Here is a 19,236-nt window from a genome sequence, read left to right on the forward strand (position 1 = left end):
GCAAGGAGCAAAACATCGCATGGCTAACTTGTTCACTTGGCTGTTTGGACACCGCGACCGTGACCGCGACGCTCGGTTCGATGTGCGCCATCCCCCGATCCTGCCGACGCCCGACACAGGCCCCGTCCGCTCCTCCTTGCCAGCCGAGGCCAATGCCGACACGCTGCCACCGGTACAGAACTGGAGCCATCCCTTCAAGGACACGCGCAACCCGCTGCTGCAGTTGACCCATTTGGCCAAGGCGAAAGCGGGCTACTACCCGCTGGGGATCAATGGCCTCTGGCATGGCGGCGTGCATTTCGACAACGGCACCGCCGGCACCCTGGATCAATCCAGCGTGCATTGCCTGGCTGACGGTGAAGTGGTGGCGTACCGCATCGACCAGCACTCGCCAACCACGTCCTACATCGCCAACAAACTGCCGGTTCAGAGGCCCTTCTCGCGCAATTTCGTGCTGGTGCGTCACCGTCTGCAGGCACCGAAGATCGAGGGCAGCGCGGACACGCCGCCCAGCCTGACCTTCTTCAGCCTGTATCTGCACCTGCAGGACTGGGCTGATTACCAAACTGACGCCGCCATGGCCCGCCCGGCGTTCTGGCCCGAACAGAACCTGCGGGTCAAGGCGAACGTCTCTGACTCGCGACGGGGTACGTCGGCACCGAGGGGGCTGACGGCTTTCAACAAAGCGGCCGATAACGCCCATGATCTCGATCTACTGGCACCTGGAGCGCCGGTGGTAGTCAGTGGTGAAGGCAAATACCGCAAACTGGAAAACGTCCGAGGACCGGCGTTACTGTGTAATGCGGATGGTACGCTACAAGGCTATATTGCATTCCGCTACCTGGATCTCGTCTGCGGAGCGACCTATCGTGTCAACTGCGATCGTCTGAACGTTCGCCCTGTCCCCCACATGAGCAGCGAAGTACTGTTGGAATTGCGGTATCAAACGGAAGTCACCATCAGTGGCGAAGGCGAATTCCGCAAGCTGGAAAGCATCGCCCAGTATGTGCTGTTCACCTCGTTGCAGGGTGAACGGACACCGCAAACAGGAAACGTGGTGGTGCCCGATCGTCCCGTCACGATCAAGGCTGGCGATCTGATCGGGCACATCGGCCTGTATCAGGACAGCCATGCAGACCGACCGGAAAAAAAACTGCACCTGGAGGTGTTCAGTGGCGATGACGTGGACCTTTTCATCGAAGCCAGTCGCGCCTGGGCAAATCGCCTGCCGGCCAGCAGCAAGACCTGGCTGAAGTTGGCCAAGGGCACCGCCGTGGTGGCGCATCAGGACAACTACAGCGCTAGGCAACGGCCCATTCCGGATGTAAACAGCACCCCGAGCGACGCCGACCTGCTGGTCCCCAAGAGCCTGCTCGATGGCCTGCCTGCCGAGAGAAAAATTGCAGTTCCGGCGACCAGCATTGGCCAGAAGACCTATAACTGGTACCGCCTCGATGGACTGCTGCATGACGCCGACAACAACCTGCTCGACGGCTGGGTGCGCGAAGAAGTGGGCGTCACCCCCTGGGTCAGTCCCTGGTCGTGGGACGGCTATGACCTCGTCCAACACTTCGACCTTCCCCGGCAAATGCTGGCCTCCTTCCAACGGGCTACTGGCGGCTTCAGCGAAGCGCAGCTCGAACGCTTCAGCCGCATGGCCGACGAAGGGGACAAGGGGCCGATCAAGCAGCGGCTGCACGACCTCATCGACCGCAACCGCGACGGCCAGATAACCGCCAAGGAATTGCAGGCAGCCCTCCATCTGCCCGCCCATGCCCAGTCGATCTCGCAATTGATCATCCGCGCCGAAAGCGAGTGGTACTACCGAACGCTGAAGTGGGACGCGCTGGATGAAATACTCGGCCATAGCGGTTCAACCCCGCACCTGAATTGGTTGGCGGAGAAAGAGCGGCTCAAGCAACTGAGCTGGTGGGATGAGGTGGCGGAGAAGGTTGGGCTGCCCGGGTACGGGAAGGTGTATCACTTTCATCCGGTGGGGTTGGTGGGGCATTTCGCTGCGGTGAGTGATGACAACGATCTGAAGTGGCTGAAAGTGCCTTATGGTCAACTGACCTTTGATGTGGAAGGCAACGATATAGAGGATGAGTCACATCCGTTGTACAGATACTTCAGTCGAGTTGTGCATTGGCCGGGTGGTGCGTCGGGCATCACTATTGGTCGGGGTTACGATCTCGGTCAACGGCCGGATCCAGGAAGTGATCTGCGTGCGGCCGGTGTTGAACAGCCGCTGTTATCCTGGCTGATTGGGGCTAAAGGATTACAGGGAGATAAAGCGAAGAATTATCTTGCCCAGGCTCCAGTGGTGATCCGAAAGCATAAAATTACTAGAAAGCAGCAGTATGATCTGTTCTTGCCAGTGTATGAATATATGAAGAGAGAAGTGATTCGCATATCAGACATCAAACTGATTAGGGATAATTACGGTACGCTCAAGTGGAATGCTGTAGACAGGCAGATCCAGGATATCGTGATCGACCTAATCTACAGAGGTGACTATGGTAAAAATACGAGAACTTTCATTCAAAAGCCATTTGTAGAAAATAATCTTGGAGAAATAAAAGAGGCAATCTCCAACAGAACAAACTGGCTGAGTGTTCCAAATGACAGATTTAAACGGCGGTCGGAGTATTTAGAAAAATGAAAATATATTTTTTGTTTACTTTGGCATTTCTTGCGGCGGGCTCGACTGAGGCCAAGGAGTTTGATTATAGTCGAGTACTCATGGCCGGAACAGATCGTGTAGGAGATCTGTTCGTTCGGTATCTTTATCCGTCGGAGGAGGGATGCATTGTTATTCAGAACTTGGTTCCTGGGGGAAGAGGAAAGGTTTCCGCAGAGAAAGAAATTTGCTCATTGGATGGGAGGAGCTTTGATGACTACACGGCAGTAGATTTGAAGGCTGGAAATTTCAAAGATGGCAAGCTTTTTTTGGAACTTGGAGTCACTCCGCTACAGCCAGTCGGTGAAACAGTTAAGACTTGCGAAGTCGTGTTCCATGGCGGCGTGGCAGATCACCTTTCCTGCAAGGAAAAGCTAACGAAGGAGAATGGGGCTTGCAACTCCGAAGCATTAGATTCTAGAGTTCCCGAGCCCCAACCGGGACGGAAAGATGACCGCTGAAAAACTATAAGCAGTGATTCAACTGTTAGCCCTTGCACAGTCGATTTTGCAGTTGATCATCTACTACGAAAGCGAGTGGTACTATCGGCCGTAGAAGTGGGACGTGTTGGATGCGCTGCTCGGCCATACCCGTATTGGTGGAATATGTATAAAGCACTTATTGTAACATCGTTGATTGTTTTTCCGCTGCTTGGTTATTCCGATGGAGTAGACGAAGGGGAAGGGATTGTTGGCAAGGAAAAAGTTGATAAAATTGTTGATAGTTGTTTGCGCTATGATCGGATAGACGATCCAGGCGACGTAGTGGCATGCCTTCAGAAAGAGTATTCACTTTCCGATGCGATCTTGAATAAGCAGTATCATAAAATGGTGTCTGGTCTGAACTTTTTGTTAAGGACCGAGCCGGGCGAGCGCTCCGAGCGTCGTATGAAAACTCTCAGGCAGTCTCAACGTCAATGGGTTTCATTTCGTGATAAGGAGTGTGAGTTTTTAAGGGCTGCCGAATACCACGGTCCATCAGGAGAGATTAACTTCTATGTCTGCTTGGTTGATCAGACTTATGAGCGTGCAAATAAGCTTTCCGAGTACATAAACTGCTATGGTCGATTTAGATTAGTATGTCCGCTTGCGGCGGGGTAGGGGCGGGTTGATAGAGAGAGCGCATACAACGCGCCTCAAGCGTCAAGCACAGAGCATGCCGGACTCAATTAGTACTGATTAAAGCGGGCACCCAATGGCCAACGCCCGTTTTTTTGCTCTTTTGTTGAACAAGTGCGATAACCCCCAAGCTCCCCCTTCGGGTTTACCGAACACGAGTGACGCAGAGCGTGGGAACGAGAAAGTGGACGTGTACGTGAGCGCTTTTGTATTTTCATGTATCTATCCAGGCTGCGTACACGCTTGCTTTAAAAAACCTGCCATTGCGACACATCCACAGTACACGCCTCGATCAAAGTAGTGCTTCCACTTCCTCTCCTTCGAAAGGGCATGATCATGCGATGCAAACTTCTCCTGGCTACCGCTGCAGCACTCGTCTCAATGGCTGGCTATGTTCAAGCTCAGGAGGTGACGCCAGGCGCTGAGGCCAGCCATGAGTCGCAGTCGGTAGAAAGTTGGCAGAAAGGTATCCAGCGCACGGATCTGCTGCGTCAGAATCTGGACGTGTCCGAGCATGAAGTTATCCAGGCCCGTGTTGATATCGAGCCGGGTGTGGCCTCCCCCAAGCATTCCCATCCAGGCACGGAGGTGGCGTACGTGCTCAAGGGCACGTTTGAGTATCAGCTCGAGGGGCGGGCACCTGTCACGCTCAAAGCGGGTGATTCCTTGTTTATCCCCGCTGGCGTTGCGCATGTCGCGAAGAATATCGGTCAGGACAATGCGTCAGAGTTGGCGACGTACATTGTAAAAAAAGGCGAACCACTCTTGATGCTGGAAAAGTGAGCGACATGAAATCCGAGCATTCAAGCCCAATTCTCGTACTGGAGCGGCTGGCGATATCGGTGCCATTGGCCGCAATGTCACCGCCATGCTGATCGCCAAAGGCCACAAGGTTCGCGCCCTGGTTCGGCACGAGGATGAGCGCGCTCAAAGCTTGCGAGCCCTGGGGGCCGACGTCGTGCTGGGGGAGGCGCTCGGCAGGACGATCCACTACCGTGACGTTCCGCTCTCGGATTGGAGCGAAAGGCTTTCACAAGCAGGCGTTCCGGCTCACCTGCTCAGCCATCTCAAGGTGATGGCGAAACTTCGTGGGCAGGGGCGATATGACCGCATGACTGACGACCTGTTCAAGCTCACTGGGGAGAAGCCGACCAGCATGCGCGACTTCGTGAAGCTTCATGCTTCAGCGTTTACTGCGGGGTGAAGCCTGCTTGCGTACGGCACTGGACAAGACCAGTGAGGTCGTTACGGAGCCATGCACGGCAAGCGTATCGACTACTCGCTCCAGATCAAGGGGTTGTGCAAACGCACAACGCACGATGAAGCAATCCTCACCGGTAATCCGATCGGCTTCCAGAACTTCGGGCATTTCGTTGAAAAGTTTGAGGTAATCCTTGATGTGCTCGTGGGTTGTGCGGATGCGGATGATCGCCTGCAACCCCAACCCCAGCTCACGCAAATTGATCCTGGCGCCATACCCCTCGATGACTCCAGCCAATTCAAGCTTTCGCACGCGCTCGCTCATGGCAGGCTGTGAAAGGCCAATACGCTTGCCCAGTGATGCCAGGCTTTGCCGTGCATCCAGTTGCAACGCCTCCAGTATCTGCCGGTCTTTATTATCCAGTTCCATACCAATCTCAATTAGTGATCCGATGAGTCATCGGTAACAAGCCTGAATTTTGGATGATTTGCCATTGGTGGGCGATGTGTCATTGGCTATCTTCTGCTCGCCATTGGTGCAGGGCGCAAAAGCTGGGAACAATGATTTCCCTGGAGCACAGCATGATCTATTTTTCACACCCTGCATCGGTTCGCTTGCAACGGCGTTTCTGGAAAAGGGGTTCTATTCAATCTTGGCGCAAGGAAATCAGAGTGAGTGAGATAGAACGCACACCAGTGATATTCATCAATGGTTTGATCGGTACGTTGAGAGACCCTGAAATCCATCGGCAGCTAGGTGGGAGGCCTTCACTAGCGCCTGACTTGCTGGGTTACGGGGCACTGCGCAACGCTTCAGTACACGAGATCACTATCAACACGCAGGTTGAGCGAATTCGAGAAGCGATCGAAGAGCATTTCGATAAGCACCCGGTGCACCTCGTCGGCCACTCGGTAGGAGGAGTGGTCGCCTATCTGTTTGCCCAACGTTACCCGGAACGTGTAGTCAGCATCATCAGCGTTGAAGGCAACTTCACCTTGAAGGATGCGTTCTGGTCATCGTCTGTTGCGCAAATGACGCAGGAGGAAGCTGAGGCCATGTTGGCTGGGTTTCAGGCTGACCCCGGTGCCTGGCTAGCACGCTCTGGAATTCCAGACCAACCCGAGAAACTAAGTACGGCGCGTACCTGGCTGGAAAATCAACCCGCCAGCACGCTGCAAGCGATGGCCAAGTCCGTTGTAGTGATAACGGAGAAACCCGATTATCACACCGCATTAAAGGAGCTGTTTGCCGCTGTACCGGTTTACTTGCTTGCCGGTGAGCATTCCGTTGGCGATTGGGATATTCCCGGTTGGGCCAAACACGAAGTCGTCAGCCTGACCATCATGCCGAAAGCTGGGCATCTTATGATGCTGGAAAACCCCGGCGCCTTCGGTCGCATAATCGCTGAACTATTGGACTGATCGCCCCCGATCTCATCGGTGCATACGGCCTGCCGGAAGAACCGGCTGGCCGCCTGGGTGCCTTGGTTAAACCAGATTGATCGTGACGTCGATGTTGCCATGGGGCGCTTTGGAGTACGGGCAGGTCTGGTGTGCGGTATCAACCAGCGCCCGTGCGGCAACAGGGTCCAACCCCGGAAGGCTTACATTCAGGCGCGCCCGGAGGAAATAGGCATTATCGGTATTGCCCAGGTCCACTTCAGCGTCGACGGTTGGGGCGGCTGGAAGAGTCACCTGCAACTTGGCAGCCGCCTTGCCGATTGCGCCGATGAAGCAGGCTGACGGCAGCTGCTACAGGGTCCGTATTTGCCCCAAAGATAACGCTTGCCCGGTAAGGGGCAAGACGGTGTCTACATAGGTTCGGCGTACCCCGGTCGGCGTAGCCGCTGCGACACTGGAGGCCCGTAGGGGCTCCCCTGCTGTCCGGCAGAGCTTCTATGAAGACTGCGTCAGGTATAAGTTGGCGCGTAAATGACGGGGTTGATCAACTTGTGCTGCTGCCAGCAAGGCTGGCGACCCATTTCATGCAGGCTGAATATTCAGAGTGGCGCAGGGCGGCGAGGAGGGGAGGGTGAATAGTATCTGGTTGTTGGTGCTGGCCCCTCTGGTTCACGCTGCGGAACCGGTCAGCTCGACGGTTCGTGAGGAGCACTATCTGGTGTATGGCCGGACCATTGACGATATTCGGCAATCGATCAGCGACAGAACCCCGGTACGCAACGCGCGAGGCGCCTTCGCTGGCAATACGAAGAGCCACTACCAAACGACCTACAGGCTGGCCCCCGTCTCGCAGACGGGGTGTGCCCTGAAGGATGTCGCGGTGAAGGTCGAATCAGTCATTACGCTCCCACAGCTGGCGCCCGGCACCCTGTCCCCGGCGGTCGCGGACGAGTGGCGGCGTTACTACACCGCGCTTCGGGCACACGAGTACCTGCATGTGGAAAGCGGTAAGGAATCGGCCAGAACGACGCAGCAATGGCTGGCCAGCATGAAAATCAGTGGATCATGCCATGCAGCGAGGCCTCATGTTCGAGTCGCCATCGAGGCGTACATCCTTAAGCTGGATGAGCGCGATCGGCACCTGGATGTCATCACCGATCATGGCCGGACGCAAGGCGCCCGGCTGGATGCTCGGGTTCGATAGGGTCTGCGATACCTTGTGATTGCGGGCAGTACCACTCCATTAATATTGCCGGGAAGGTGAAGGCGGTCTCTTTGTTTGTGGATGTCGATCTTCTATGTCTAGCCAATACGTTTGGCTACACACAGTAGACGCGCGATATCCCGTGCCCGCTCTTTCAACAGCACAGGAGCCTGGCGACAGGCCTCCTGGAGCGTCATCGGGCCCGAGGTCAAGGCAAATGCTGCATCGATACCCTGTGCATAAAGCTGCGCATAACCCTCACCCAAGGTGCCGGCCAGGACGATGACGGGCACCTGGCATTGACCGGCAATCCGGGCAACGCCCAGCGGCGTCTTGCCGCGCAGTGTCTGCGCGTCGAAACGACCTTCGCCGGTAATCACCAGGTCAGCACCTTGTAACCGGTTCGCCAACTCGGTGAGTTCAGCAACCACCTCGACCCCCGGCCGGAAGGTTGCCTGAAGAAATGCCTTGGCTGCAAAGCCAATACCGCCAGCCGCTCCGGCGCCGGGTACATGTCGAACGTCTTCGTTCAGCAGCGCCGCACATTGATCCGCATAGTGCCCCAAGGCATCGTCGAGCAACTGTATTTGCTCGCTATCGGCACCTTTCTGGCGAGCAAAAGTGAAAGAGGCTCCGTGTGGCCCGCAGAGTGGATTATCCACATCGGCGGCGACTTCAACACGCACATCGGACAATCGTGCATCAAGGGCCTGGATATCGATACTCGCTAATGCGGACAGTGCAAGACCACCCGCGGGTATAAGGTTGCCTTGACTGTCCATGAAGCGGGCACCCAGCGCCCTGAGCATGCCCGTTCCACCATCGTTGGTGGCACTGCCGCCAATGGTAAGGATGAGTTTTTTCGCACCGGCATTCAGCGCTTCGATGATGAGTTCGCCAGTGCCTTCAGTCGAGCTTGAACACGCGTTGCGTTGCTCGGTCGCAACCAACTGTAAACCGCTGGCTTCTGCCATTTCGATGATCGCCGTTCGCGACTCAGGCAACCATCCCCATCTGGCCGTGACGGGTTCACCGAGCGGCCCGGTGACACGAGCGCTCCGTAGCTCGCCGGCCACGGCTGACAGGATGGCGTCAATGGTGCCCTCGCCACCATCGGCCATGGGGCACTTGACCAGCTCAGCGTCAGGAAAGACATCCTTCAGGCCCGACGCTATCGCATCGGCGACGTCAGCCGCGCTCAAGCTGTCCTTGAATGAATCGGGAGCGATGACGATTTTCATAAAATTCTCCAAATGCGACGAGAATTCATGCTGACACGTTGGTATGACACCAGCTTTAGGCAGGGCTACAGTAACACCGCATTAAATTTGTTCATCTGAACAAATGGGTGGGTCCGATTCAGTATGTGGGAGCAGATGCACTCCTAGATACAGCTCCAACAACTCATCCAGCCGACTCATATCTTTCCCGCTCAGCTCCGTGATCCGTTCCATTCGGTAGCGCAGGCTATTGCGATGAATGCCCAAGGCATCCGCGCAGGGTTGTGCCTGGCCGTGATGTAAACACCAACTGCGCAGCGTGCGCATCAATTGCCCGCTGCTGTCCTTGGCCTGGATCTCGAGAAGGGGAGCCAGGAGCGCATCCAGCACACCGTCCTCTCGATGAGCCCAGAGAAATGACGGCAACTGATAACGAGAGAGCGATAGCAATTTTTGCTGCGCAACAATAGCCTCGCCGTATGCAAATAACTCAGCGACACGTCGGTAGCCTCGACGCAAACTCTCGAGGGTCTCTGCCCGTATGCCGTATGCGATACGCGCTACCTTCCAGCCTTGCGACTCAAGCTTCTCGATTGTTTTCTCAGGGCTGGGGACCAAGTTAGAGGGGCAGCACCACAAGACCGAAGACGAGGATGTGCTCATACACCAGCTATCGGGATATCTCGACTTCAACCAGTCCGCCATGGCTGAAGAGGTTAGTTCTTCATCCAGTTTGATCAGCAGAGGCGTTCGCACAAGCTGCGGCTTGAGTCCCAGTTGACGGGCTTCGTCGACCAACCGAGGAGAGCTGCCTGCCTCGCCCAATAGCATGGCCACCAGATCTTCGCTGCGCTGCTTGCGCCACTGTTGCTCAATCTGCATATGGCTCTGGGCGACGAGCATTTCGGCAGTCATTTTGACCAGCTCGGCATAGGTGCGCAGCTGTTGTGGATCCCCCGTAATCCCCAGTACCCCAATCAGGCGCCCATCATGCAACAGCGGCAGATTGATTCCCGCCTGGACGCCTTTCAGGTTATGCGCCGCCTGCTCATCGATTTCGACTACCCGATGGTTAGCCAGAACCAGCTGTGCGCCCTCATGGCGGGTATTGATGCGATTGCTCTCACCGCTGCCAAGGATCAAGCCCTGGTTATCCATGACATTCACGTTATAGGGCAGTATCGCCATCGCGCGATCAACGATGTTCTGCGCCAACAGGTGGTCGAGTTCGAACATGTTCAGTGCTCTGCTCAAGTGGGGGTTTGGTCAAACATACAACAAGCACCTCCAAACATTGTCATTCCGCCCGAATGATTTAGTCCGATAGCGCAAGCGTCTTTAATTGTCTTCGACGTTATCGATGTTCTTGAAACGCTCGATCAGAAAGTCGATCAGGCTGCGTACCCTCGCTGATAAATGCAGTTGTTGCGGGTAGACCGCATACACGTCAGCGCGGGTGGGCGTCTGGTCTTCCAGCACCAGGCGCAGCCGGCCACTGCGCACATAGCGTGCGATGTCCCATTCGGCCCGCAGCAATATCCCAAACCCCTCCAGCGCCCAGTTCAGCGCCACCTCCCCATCGTTGCAGCCCAAGGCTCCATGCACCTTGATGTTTTCTGTGCGGCCACCGTGGTCAAAACTCCAGACGCCATAGGGCGACTCGTTCTGGCGGATGAAAATGCAGTTGTGATTTTGCAGCTCGGCCAGCTTCTGAGGCGTTCCGTATTTATCCAGGTAGAGCGGTGAGGCACACAACAAGCGGCGATTGGAGGCGATCTTTCGTGCGTGGAAGGCGGCGTCCGGCAAGGAGCCAAAACGAATGCCCAGATCGAAACCGTGCGTTGCCAGATCCAGTGGGTGGTCGCTGATTTCCAGTTGAATTTCGACCTCGGGGTATTGGGCGAAGAACGCTGCCAGGGCCGGGCCTATATGGCGACGGCCAAAACCCAGTGAAGCATTGACGCGAATCAAGCCCTTGGGTGTTGCTCTGCTGCTGCTTATCAACTGCTCAAGCTCATCGATCTGCGTCAGGATGCGGGCGGCATGTGAGAAGTACAGCTCTCCTTCCGAGGTCAGGCTCATCGAACGCGTGGTCCGGTTGACCAGGCGTATGCCAAGCCTTGCTTCCAGCGCGGTCAGGCGTTTGCTCACCGCCGGCGGCGTGACACCCAACTCCCGAGCAGTCGCTGCCAGGCTGCCTTTATTGGCGAGCAGGTAGAAAAAAGACAAATCCAGGGTCTGGTTCATTCGTAACTCAAAGTTATTTATGTAGTTATTTTGGGTAACTCACACCTCTTTGTTCACTACATATACTCCACCCACACCCTGCATGGACAGCCCAGTCCGACGGGAACAACAAGAACGTAACGAGTGGAGTTGATTGATGAGCGCATACAAAATTGCTGCGGTTCCTGGTGATGGCATCGGTGTTGAAGTGATTGCTGCTGGCGTTGAGGTGCTGCAAGCCCTGTCGAAAAAATCCGGCTTCGAACTGGATTTCAAACACTTCGACTGGAACTCCGATAACTACCTGAAAAACGGTTACTACATCCCGGAGGGTGGTCTGGAAGAGCTGAAGACCTTCGACGCCATCTTCTTCGGTGCCGTCGGTGCGCTCAACGTACCGGATCACATTTCGCTCTGGGGCCTTCGCCTGCCGATCTGCCAGGGCTTCGACCAATACGCCAACGTGCGTCCGGCTCGCGTACTGCCAGGGGTAAAAAGCCCGCTGCTCAACGGTGACCAGATCGACTGGGTGGTGGTGCGGGAAAACTCCGAGGGCGAGTACTCCGGCAACGGTGGTCGAGTGCACAGAGGCCTGCCCGAAGAAGTTGCTACCGAAGTCTCCGTGTTCACCCGTGCCGGGGTAGAGCGCATCCATCGCTTTGCTTTCGAACTGGCGCAGAGCCGTCCTCGCAAGCACCTGACCATGGTCACCAAGTCCAACGCCCAGCGTCACGGCATGGTGTTGTGGGACGAGATCTTCTATGAAGTCGCCAAGGATTTTCCGGACGTCAAGATTGACAAGGAACTGGTCGACGCGGTGACCACGCGCATGGTGCTCAAACCTTCGACGCTGGACGTTATTGTCGCCACCAACCTGCACGCCGACATCCTGTCCGATCTGGCCGCCGCTTTGTCCGGCAGCCTGGGCATCGCGCCGACCGCCAACCTGAACCCTTCGCGCAAATTCCCTTCGATGTTCGAACCGATCCATGGTTCGGCCTTTGACATCACTGGCAAAGGCGTCGCCAACCCGATCGCGACGTTCTGGACGGCGGCGATGATGCTCGAACATCTGGGCGAAGCGGCAGCGGCCAAACACCTGATGTCTGCCATCGAGGCCGTGACCGAGAGCGGTCTGCATACCCCGGATCTGGGCGGTACGGCCACCACCCGGCAGATCACCGATGCCGTGATCGCGTTGATCAATCGCTGATTTTTTTCGCTGATTCAAGTAGTACTGCGGCACAACGCCCCGCGGCGGATCGATGATCCGACCCCTTGGCATCTCCTGACAACTATAAAAAAATCAGGGCCCTGTCATGAAAAGAATACTTGGCAAACTCTACGTACAAGTCCTCATCGCCGTCATCCTCGGCGCCATCGTCGGGGTGTTCGTTCCCGAAACCGGAACAGCGCTCAAACCCCTGGGCGACGCTTTCATCAAATTGATCAAAATGCTCCTCGCCCCGGTGATCTTCCTGACCGTGGTCACGGGTATCGCACGCATGGAAAACATGAAGGAGCTGGGCCGTGTCGGCTTCCGGGCGTTGATCTACTTCGAAGTCGTGTCCACGCTGGCGCTGGTCGTTGGCCTGGTGGTGGTTGATGTGTTCAAGCCCGGCGCAGGCATGAATATTGATGTTGCCACGCTGGACACCTCCAGCCTGGCGACCTACACCACGGCCGCAAAACACGCGTCGTTCATGGACTTTGTGATGAACATCATCCCCGACACCATCGTGGATGCCTTCGCCAAGGGCAACGTGCTGCAAATCCTGCTGTTCTCCATACTGCTCGGCATTGCCCTGGCACATGCGGGGCCGCGTGGAAAGGTGTTCGTCGACACGCTCGATAGCCTGATGCAGGGGATGTTCCGCATCGTCAACATGGTCATGCGCCTGGCACCCATTGGCGCCTTTGGAGCGATTGCCTTCACCATTGGCAAATACGGCTTCGGCTCGCTGTTCTCCCTTGGCAAGCTGATGGCTTGTGTGTACTTGACCTGCGCGGTATTCGTGATCTTCGTACTGGGCCCGATCTGCCGCTACAGCGGTTTCAGCCTGTGGAAGTTTCTGCGGTTCATCAAGGAAGAATTGTTCACCGTATTGGGCACCAGCTCTTCGGAATCGGTGCTGCCGCAGATGATTACCAAGATGGAAAAGGCCGGTGTGTCCAAACCTGTAGCCGGGATGATCATTCCCTCCGGTCTGACCTTCAATCCGGATGGTCAAGCGATCTACTACACCATCGCAGCCATCTTCATCGCCCAGGCGACGAATACGCCGCTAACCCTCACTGATCAATTGATCGTGCTGGCGGTGCTGATGTTTACGTCCAAAGGCTCTGCGGGCGTTACCGGTTCGGGATTCATCATTCTGGCGGCTACGCTGTCTTCCCTTGGGACCATTCCGGTGGCGGGAATGGTGTTGTTGCTGGGCGTCGACCGGTTCATGTCGGAAGCGCGAGCGATCACCAACACCATCGGCAATGGCGTCGGCACCATGGCCATTGCCAAATGGGTCGGGGCGCTGGACACAGTGAAAATGCACAAAGCGCTCAATGGCGGGGTCGAAGAGGAGAAAACCGAGACGGTTCAGGCAAAGGTTATCCCGGCCCCTTCATCGGTGGCGGCCAGCTCTTCGCTGCCAAGCCTTGAAGAAGCCACTCAGGCGTAAGGTAGATGGCGCTGAACTTTGTCACGTTTAGCGCCATCGTTGAATAAGAGTCGCCGGCTGCGCTCGCGTGCACAGCAGGCGCAAGATCTTGAGATCGCCGGGGAGCCCCTGCGGGACTCCAGCGCAGCCTGGCGGCAGCGGCTACGCCGACCGTGGTGAGCCAAACTCATGTAGCCGCTGCCGCAGGCTGCGCTCGCGTGCGCAGCAGGCGCAAGATCTTGAGATCGCCGGGGAGCCCCTGCGGGACTCCAGCGCAGCCTGGCGGCAGCGGCTACGCCAATCGCGGTACGCCGAACTCATGTAGCCGCTGCCGAAGGCTGCGCTCGCGTGCGCAGCAGACGCAAGATCTTGAGATCGCCGGGGAGCCCCTGCGGGACTCCAGCGCAGCCTGGCGGCAGCGGCTACGCCGACCGTGGTGAGCCAAACTCATGTAGCCGCTGCCGCCGGCTGCGCTCGCGTGCGCAGCAGACGCAAGATCTTGAGATCGCCGGGGAGCCCCTGCGGGACTCCAGCGCAGCCTGGCGGCAGCGGCTACATCCGAGCTGATCCGCAACCTGACCAGTTCTATGCCTATGAATCCTCGGACTGGGAACAGGAGGACGTGGAGGTCGACGGTCGCTTCTACATCCACGACGCCCACCTGGCGCGCTATTGGCAGGAGCCGCAGTGGAGCGCCAACCTGATTCTGGTCGACGGCTTCATTGCCGGCTTCCTGCTGATCGAGCGAAGCGAGTTGCCGGGGCTGCAAGCCCTGGAGCTGGCGGACCTGTTCATTCTGAAGAAATACCGCCGACTGGGCATCGGCCGGGCCCTGGCCACGCAGGTGCTAACGAGCGGGGAGCATGCCTGGCTGGTACGGTTCTACCAACAGGATGAAACGGCCCGGTCGTTCTGGCGCGCAGTGCTGGACGACCTGCCTCGGCCGGTGCATAGCATCGAGCCGGATGACGACCCGCAATTGTTGAGCTTCCTGGTGACACCGGCAATCCATTGAGCGTGCTCGGGGCTGTTTGCGCTTCGCACACCCGCCATTTCCCGAGGCCCCGGCCATGGCGAACGGAGGTTGTGCGACTGATCCGCACTTTTTCAACCCACCCGCCACTTCCGCTGCAATCGGCGTACATCTAAAGTCAGAGAGCACCTTCAGGGGACTCCAGGTCCCGTTGATATCGCCCCGCCGAGCCCTATCGCCGGCAACCTGACAGGAACATTCCGTTCAAGGTCAATGCAGGCGATCTTCCTGACAGTTCTCTCGCCCCCATGCTCTGAAAAAAAGAGTGGTCGTAGAGCGACTTTATACGCAGAACTGCGATCAGCAACAAGCCAGAAGACTTCTACAAAAACAAATAGTTTTAGTCGTCCCATAAAGAAAGTCATCCTACCTTAAGTTCAGATATTTCAATCATTGGCCAAAAACCAAACCCTCGATGCGCGCAACACAACCAAGAAACAACCTACGCATTTCTCGGATCCATTACCAAACACCATTCGCTAACATGCAGATACTTGCTCAAGCGCTTAATTTTTCGCAGCCGGCGCCGAGCAAGCAACGCATAAAAAATAATACTCAACAAGCAACCTTTGCGCTCGAACATCGAGCCTAAACCATTCGCTCTCTAAGTAGCTTGACACTGAGCAATGTCACGGAGAACAAATATGTGTGGCCGTAAGGTACATGAAATTCCAGCAATCCACATTGGTGCTCAGCCACCACCCGGTATAGACCCCATAGGGGGAGGTTTCAGCCAAACTTCAAAAATATTTCAAAACAACAGTCACTTCGGCTTCCAGCCGGCAGTCGGAATGGTTTTGCACAAACTACGGAACACCGTCAAGGCATTGGCAGAGGAGTATAAAGCCCTATCCAACCAACTACCGCAAACCATTGAGTATGAACTGGCCGCAACAAGGCTTGAGGGCCAAACCAACCCGCTTCCGCCCGCTGAATCAATCATTCGCGAGTTGGGCGTGCGTAACAAACTATTGCTTCGTAAGACCGCTGAGTTCCATAACAAAACGGCTATCGCCAATGGATTTTATGGCTCCGATCCCATTAACACGCCGTTGCAGATGTTCTACAAAAAAGCCCTGACCATGGAGAAGAGGGTGGGGCCGGACGGCATAGCAATGCGGGCGTGGCAAAAATCTTACAGAGCGGCTCACGATGCTCGACTGCTCTCTCAAACCATCCAGTTGCTTAACCAGCAATCCGTCAATGTGCAGAACCGCCTCCGCGTTGTGCAGGCAGAAGATCAGGCACGATTGGCGGTGGAGCGGGAAGCGCAGCGGGCAGCCGCTGAACAAGCTCGTATTGCAGCAGAGGCTGAAGTTAAACGACTAGCCGCTGAAAAAGCTCGTATTGCAGCAGAAGCTGAAGCTCAACGACTAGCCGCTGAAAAAGCTCGTATTGCAGCAGAAGCTGAAGCTCAACGATTAGCCGCTGAACAAGCTCGTATTGCAGCAGAAGCTGAAGCTCAACGATTAGCCGCTGAACAAGCTCTTATTGCAGCAGAAGCTGAAGCTCAACGATTAGCCGCTGAACAAGCTCGTGTTGCAGCAGAAGCTGAAGCTCAACGATTAGCCGCTGAACAAGCTCGTGTTGCAGCAGAAGCTGAAGCTCAACGACTAGCCGCTGAACAAGCTCGTGTTGCAGCAGAAGCTGAAACCCAACGAGTAGCCGCCGCCGAACAGGCTCGACTTGAGGCACTGGCTGAAGATCAGGCCCGTCCGCAGCCCCGCACTTTCGCTAACAGTGGGTCAATGGCGGCCGTCGGTCCGGTTTTTACCGCCACGACCGGAAGCGTCATCACCAATACCGCTACATCATTAGCGCTCAGGAACGCACTGCGCGCAGCAGTATCCGCCGCAATCGGAGCGCTCGTCACCGCGGCAACACCCGTTATTGTGGGGTTCGCCGCACTGCTTGCGCCATCGAGACTGGGTAACAGCGATCTCTATTCTGTGAGTGTTCCGCTGTCAGAACTCGCGCCTGACTTAACCGAAGACCTGCACGGACTCGCAGCGGTCCAGGGAGAGGTCAACCTGAGAGTGTCCCTGGGTTCACGGAGGATTGGCAACCAGACGCAGATCGTAGTCGCCACCACAGACGGTGTATCGGTACCTTCCACCGTACCTGTCCGACTCGCACAGTTTGACCCACAAAAGAAAGTCTACGTTTCCACCAGCACTGGCCCCCAATCCGTCACCACGACCTGGACGCCGGTGGTGGAGTCGCCCCCCCGATCGACCGAGTCTCCGGCGGCCGAAACTGACTTGCCGGTATATGAAGGCGCTACCGCCACCCCTGACGAAGGACGAATCGATACTTTTCCACAGCTGGATCAATTCAGCTTTGGTGGTTTCATCACCGTATTTCCTGCGGAGTCGGGCATTCCGCCTCTCTATGTCGTATTTAACAGTCCGTACGATGGCGCCACTGCCACGGGGGAGCACAGTGGACGCGACTTCAATCCGGATCAGGCAGGTGGACCGATAGTTGAACTGGACTGGAAGACCGCAATGATCACCCAGGAAGGGATTGACGCAGTCAAGTTACATACTGCTCGACTCGATCAATCTGACGCCAACGACATAATGATTGAACGTCTTGAAAAAATCCTGAAAGGCGATTTGGATATAACTGATACGGATCGACGCTACTACACTCATGAAATCAGGGAGCTTGAAAGATTTCGGGGGATGGGGCTCAGCGATGACTTCAAACCCCAAAATGGCTCCTCAGCCTGGAATAATGCTCATACAGCTACGCTGGAAGACTACAAACTCAACGGCGACGAGATGTTGCTGTACTCTAACGAAGCAATACAAGCAGGGGACAAGCAGATAAACCGCATATATGAGCAACTGCTAAAAGGAGTATTTGAATGAACACTATCGAGCAAATTGTAAGAAATGAGCCGATTGCAGATGTCGTTTCAGTTTTCGGAGTTGGGCTCGCCTACCCATCGCTCGATAGAATGTTCGGTAAGTATCGGTTTGAAGTCATAGCAAATGGCGAACTGCTGAAAACCTATGCAAAGCTTTTTGAAGAGGGCGTACTGGCTAACGGCGACGGCCCGATAGCCATCAAAGGCCCAAACTGGAAAGAACCAAAGTTCGTGACAGAAAAAAGATACGTCTAAGGAAGGTCTAAAGTAGCCACCGTGGGTGAACGGGGAAAATTTGAGATTCACCCGACGGTAAGCCTGGATTAAAATCCACATAATCTGAGTAAAACTCAATAACAAACAGCGCTCCGCTACCTGCGTCACACTGGTAGCGTAGGGTGCTGGCAATTTAGGTGCCACCCAAAATGACTAAGCAAGGAACGTAATATGGCCATTAAAAATTTTTCCGAATATACCGAAAAAGAGTTTTTACTGCTCGTCAAAAAAATCTGTAATTCAGAATTTACAACAGAAGACGAACAAATACAGGCCGTGCTTGATTTTGAGCAGCTGACCGAGCACCCCGACGGCTCTGATTTAATTTATTATGCGCCGTCAGAGCAAGAAGCAACTCCAGAAGTCATTCTCGCAAAAATCAAGGAGTGGCGTGCCGCTAACGGCAAGCCGGGATTCAAGCCCATACAACCTGAGTAAAGTCCAATAACACCCAGCACTCCGCTACCGGCCTCATATAGGTAGCGGAGTCGTTCAGAAGTGTAACGCAATACCAACGAAAATCCGGACTCCTCAATGCCCAAAACCGGGCAATACCAAGCAGGTGCCCAGGCCAATCAGCGCCGTGCCTATGACTTTGTCGACCACACCCTGTTTCTCCAGCATGCGTCTATGCAGTATTTCAGCAGAGAAGAACACCGCAACGAAACTGAACCACACCCAATGAAAGAACGACATGAACAACCCATAGGAAAAGTTGGCCGCCATCGAGCTGCCGGCCTGGACCACTTGGGTGTAGGTGGCGACCAAAAAGAGCATGGTCTTTGGATTCAACGCGTTGGTCAGAAAACCGGTACTAAACGCCTTCCACAGAGTCGGTACATGACCGTTGGCGCTACCCAGTGTCAAGGTGGTGGTGTTGATCAGGGATTTGATGCCCAGGTAGATCAGGTATCCCGCCCCCAGGAATTTCATCGCCATGAACAGGGGCGGTGAGTGGGTGATGACCACGGCAATGCCCAACACCGTATAAAACACATGCACCTGAACACCGCAGGCGATACCCAATGCAGCCATCAGGCCGCTGCGGCGCCCGTAGGCGTAACTGTTGCGCGTAACCATGGCAAAGTCGGGGCCAGGGCTGATGACGGCCAGAATGGTAACGGCCGCAACCGCCAGTAGTTCGTTCATGAATAGGCTCCGCAGGGCACGGCTAACCGTGCCGCAGTTAAGACGCTATGCCAGGCGTATTTTTGCGCTACGCCTGATCACAGATTGTTGATGACATACCTCTAGCATCGCCACGCACAGATACTGCGGGCTGCGGCCATGATGGAGATTTGCTAGCGGGTGAAAAAGCGATTTATAGTCGCGTAAATCTGTGAGAAATC

The 19,236-nt window shown here is 55.7% G+C and carries 17 protein-coding genes and 2 pseudogenes; 13 read left to right on the forward strand and 6 right to left on the reverse strand.

Features of this window, described 5'->3' with window-relative positions; genetic code table 11:
* Positions 1–19: 19 nt before the first annotated feature.
* From NVV94_RS08740 to NVV94_RS08760, 5 genes are all read left to right on the forward strand, one after another.
* Positions 20–2,662, forward strand: a complete 2,643-nt coding sequence (locus tag NVV94_RS08740; protein ID WP_258446795.1) for a pesticin C-terminus-like muramidase — start codon at positions 20–22, stop codon at positions 2,660–2,662.
* Positions 2,659–3,141 carry a hypothetical protein gene (locus tag NVV94_RS08745; protein ID WP_258446796.1) on the forward strand — a complete coding sequence of 161 codons (483 nt, stop codon included), beginning with the start codon at positions 2,659–2,661 and terminating at the stop codon, positions 3,139–3,141. Before NVV94_RS08740 ends, NVV94_RS08745 begins: the two co-directional genes overlap by 4 nt.
* 144 nt (positions 3,142–3,285) lie before the next feature.
* A complete protein-coding gene (locus tag NVV94_RS08750; protein ID WP_258446797.1) occupies positions 3,286–3,780 on the forward strand; it encodes a lysozyme inhibitor LprI family protein in 495 nt (164 codons plus the stop codon).
* 354 nt (positions 3,781–4,134) lie between these two features.
* Positions 4,135–4,581 carry a cupin domain-containing protein gene (locus tag NVV94_RS08755; RefSeq protein WP_258446798.1) on the forward strand — a complete coding sequence of 149 codons (447 nt, stop codon included), beginning with the start codon at positions 4,135–4,137 and terminating at the stop codon, positions 4,579–4,581.
* Between the two features lie 85 nt (positions 4,582–4,666).
* A complete protein-coding gene (locus NVV94_RS08760; RefSeq protein WP_258446799.1) occupies positions 4,667–5,002 on the forward strand; it encodes a hypothetical protein in 336 nt (111 codons plus the stop codon).
* Here the strand turns inward: NVV94_RS08760 and NVV94_RS08765 are convergent.
* Positions 4,982–5,428: an Lrp/AsnC family transcriptional regulator gene (locus NVV94_RS08765; protein WP_258446800.1), complete on the reverse strand. Its 447-nt coding sequence runs from the start codon at positions 5,426–5,428 to the stop codon at positions 4,982–4,984. The genes NVV94_RS08760 and NVV94_RS08765 overlap by 21 nt on opposite strands.
* A gap of 152 nt (positions 5,429–5,580) precedes the next feature.
* Between NVV94_RS08765 and NVV94_RS08770 the strand changes: the two genes are divergently transcribed.
* On the forward strand, positions 5,581–6,420 hold the full coding sequence (locus NVV94_RS08770) for an alpha/beta fold hydrolase (protein WP_258446801.1): 840 nt from the start codon (positions 5,581–5,583) through the stop codon (positions 6,418–6,420).
* A 66-nt stretch (positions 6,421–6,486) separates the two neighbouring features.
* Here the strand turns inward: NVV94_RS08770 and NVV94_RS08775 are convergent.
* A pseudogene (locus NVV94_RS08775) lies at positions 6,487–6,741 on the reverse strand (OsmC family protein); the annotation flags it as partial.
* 289 nt (positions 6,742–7,030) lie between these two features.
* On the opposite strand from NVV94_RS08775, the gene NVV94_RS08780 reads away from it, so the two are divergent.
* The gene (locus NVV94_RS08780; RefSeq protein WP_258446802.1) at positions 7,031–7,603 is read left to right on the forward strand and encodes a DUF922 domain-containing Zn-dependent protease; all 573 of its coding nucleotides are present in this window, start codon (positions 7,031–7,033) and stop codon (positions 7,601–7,603) included.
* Positions 7,604–7,701: 98 nt separating this feature from the next.
* Here NVV94_RS08780 and NVV94_RS08785 read toward each other — a convergent pair whose 3' ends face one another.
* From NVV94_RS08785 to NVV94_RS08795, 3 genes are all read right to left on the reverse strand, one after another.
* Positions 7,702–8,844, reverse strand: a complete 1,143-nt coding sequence (locus tag NVV94_RS08785) for a glycerate kinase (RefSeq protein WP_258446803.1) — start codon at positions 8,842–8,844, stop codon at positions 7,702–7,704.
* Positions 8,845–8,925: 81 nt separating this feature from the next.
* Positions 8,926–10,059 carry a sugar diacid recognition domain-containing protein gene (locus tag NVV94_RS08790; protein WP_258446804.1) on the reverse strand — a complete coding sequence of 378 codons (1,134 nt, stop codon included), beginning with the start codon at positions 10,057–10,059 and terminating at the stop codon, positions 8,926–8,928.
* Positions 10,060–10,161: 102 nt separating this feature from the next.
* Complete coding sequence (locus NVV94_RS08795) at positions 10,162–11,070, reverse strand: LysR family transcriptional regulator (RefSeq protein WP_258446805.1); 909 nt, start codon at positions 11,068–11,070, stop codon at positions 10,162–10,164.
* Between the two features lie 136 nt (positions 11,071–11,206).
* On the opposite strand from NVV94_RS08795, the gene NVV94_RS08800 reads away from it, so the two are divergent.
* The 6 genes and pseudogenes from NVV94_RS08800 (at position 11,207) to NVV94_RS08825 (ending at position 18,325) form a co-directional block, all read left to right on the forward strand.
* A complete protein-coding gene (locus tag NVV94_RS08800; RefSeq protein WP_258446806.1) occupies positions 11,207–12,262 on the forward strand; it encodes a tartrate dehydrogenase in 1,056 nt (351 codons plus the stop codon).
* A gap of 106 nt (positions 12,263–12,368) precedes the next feature.
* Complete coding sequence (locus NVV94_RS08805; RefSeq protein ID WP_258446807.1) at positions 12,369–13,724, forward strand: dicarboxylate/amino acid:cation symporter; 1,356 nt, start codon at positions 12,369–12,371, stop codon at positions 13,722–13,724.
* A 518-nt stretch (positions 13,725–14,242) separates the two neighbouring features.
* Positions 14,243–14,718, forward strand: a pseudogene (locus NVV94_RS08810) (GNAT family N-acetyltransferase).
* Between the two features lie 662 nt (positions 14,719–15,380).
* On the forward strand, positions 15,381–17,612 hold the full coding sequence (locus NVV94_RS08815; RefSeq protein WP_258446808.1) for an S-type pyocin domain-containing protein: 2,232 nt from the start codon (positions 15,381–15,383) through the stop codon (positions 17,610–17,612).
* A complete protein-coding gene (locus NVV94_RS08820) occupies positions 17,609–17,866 on the forward strand; it encodes an immunity protein (RefSeq protein WP_258446809.1) in 258 nt (85 codons plus the stop codon). The genes NVV94_RS08815 and NVV94_RS08820 overlap by 4 nt, the downstream gene beginning before the upstream one ends.
* 192 nt (positions 17,867–18,058) lie before the next feature.
* Entirely contained in the window at positions 18,059–18,325 is a 267-nt protein-coding gene (locus NVV94_RS08825) for a bacteriocin immunity protein (protein WP_258446810.1), read from the forward strand.
* 93 nt (positions 18,326–18,418) lie between these two features.
* Here the strand turns inward: NVV94_RS08825 and NVV94_RS08830 are convergent, their stop codons facing one another.
* Entirely contained in the window at positions 18,419–19,036 is a 618-nt protein-coding gene (locus NVV94_RS08830; RefSeq protein WP_258446811.1) for a LysE family translocator, read from the reverse strand.
* Between the last annotated feature and the right edge of the window lie 200 nt (positions 19,037–19,236).

The organism is Pseudomonas sp. LS1212 (genome assembly GCF_024741815.1).
GTDB lineage: Bacteria > Pseudomonadota > Gammaproteobacteria > Pseudomonadales > Pseudomonadaceae > Aquipseudomonas.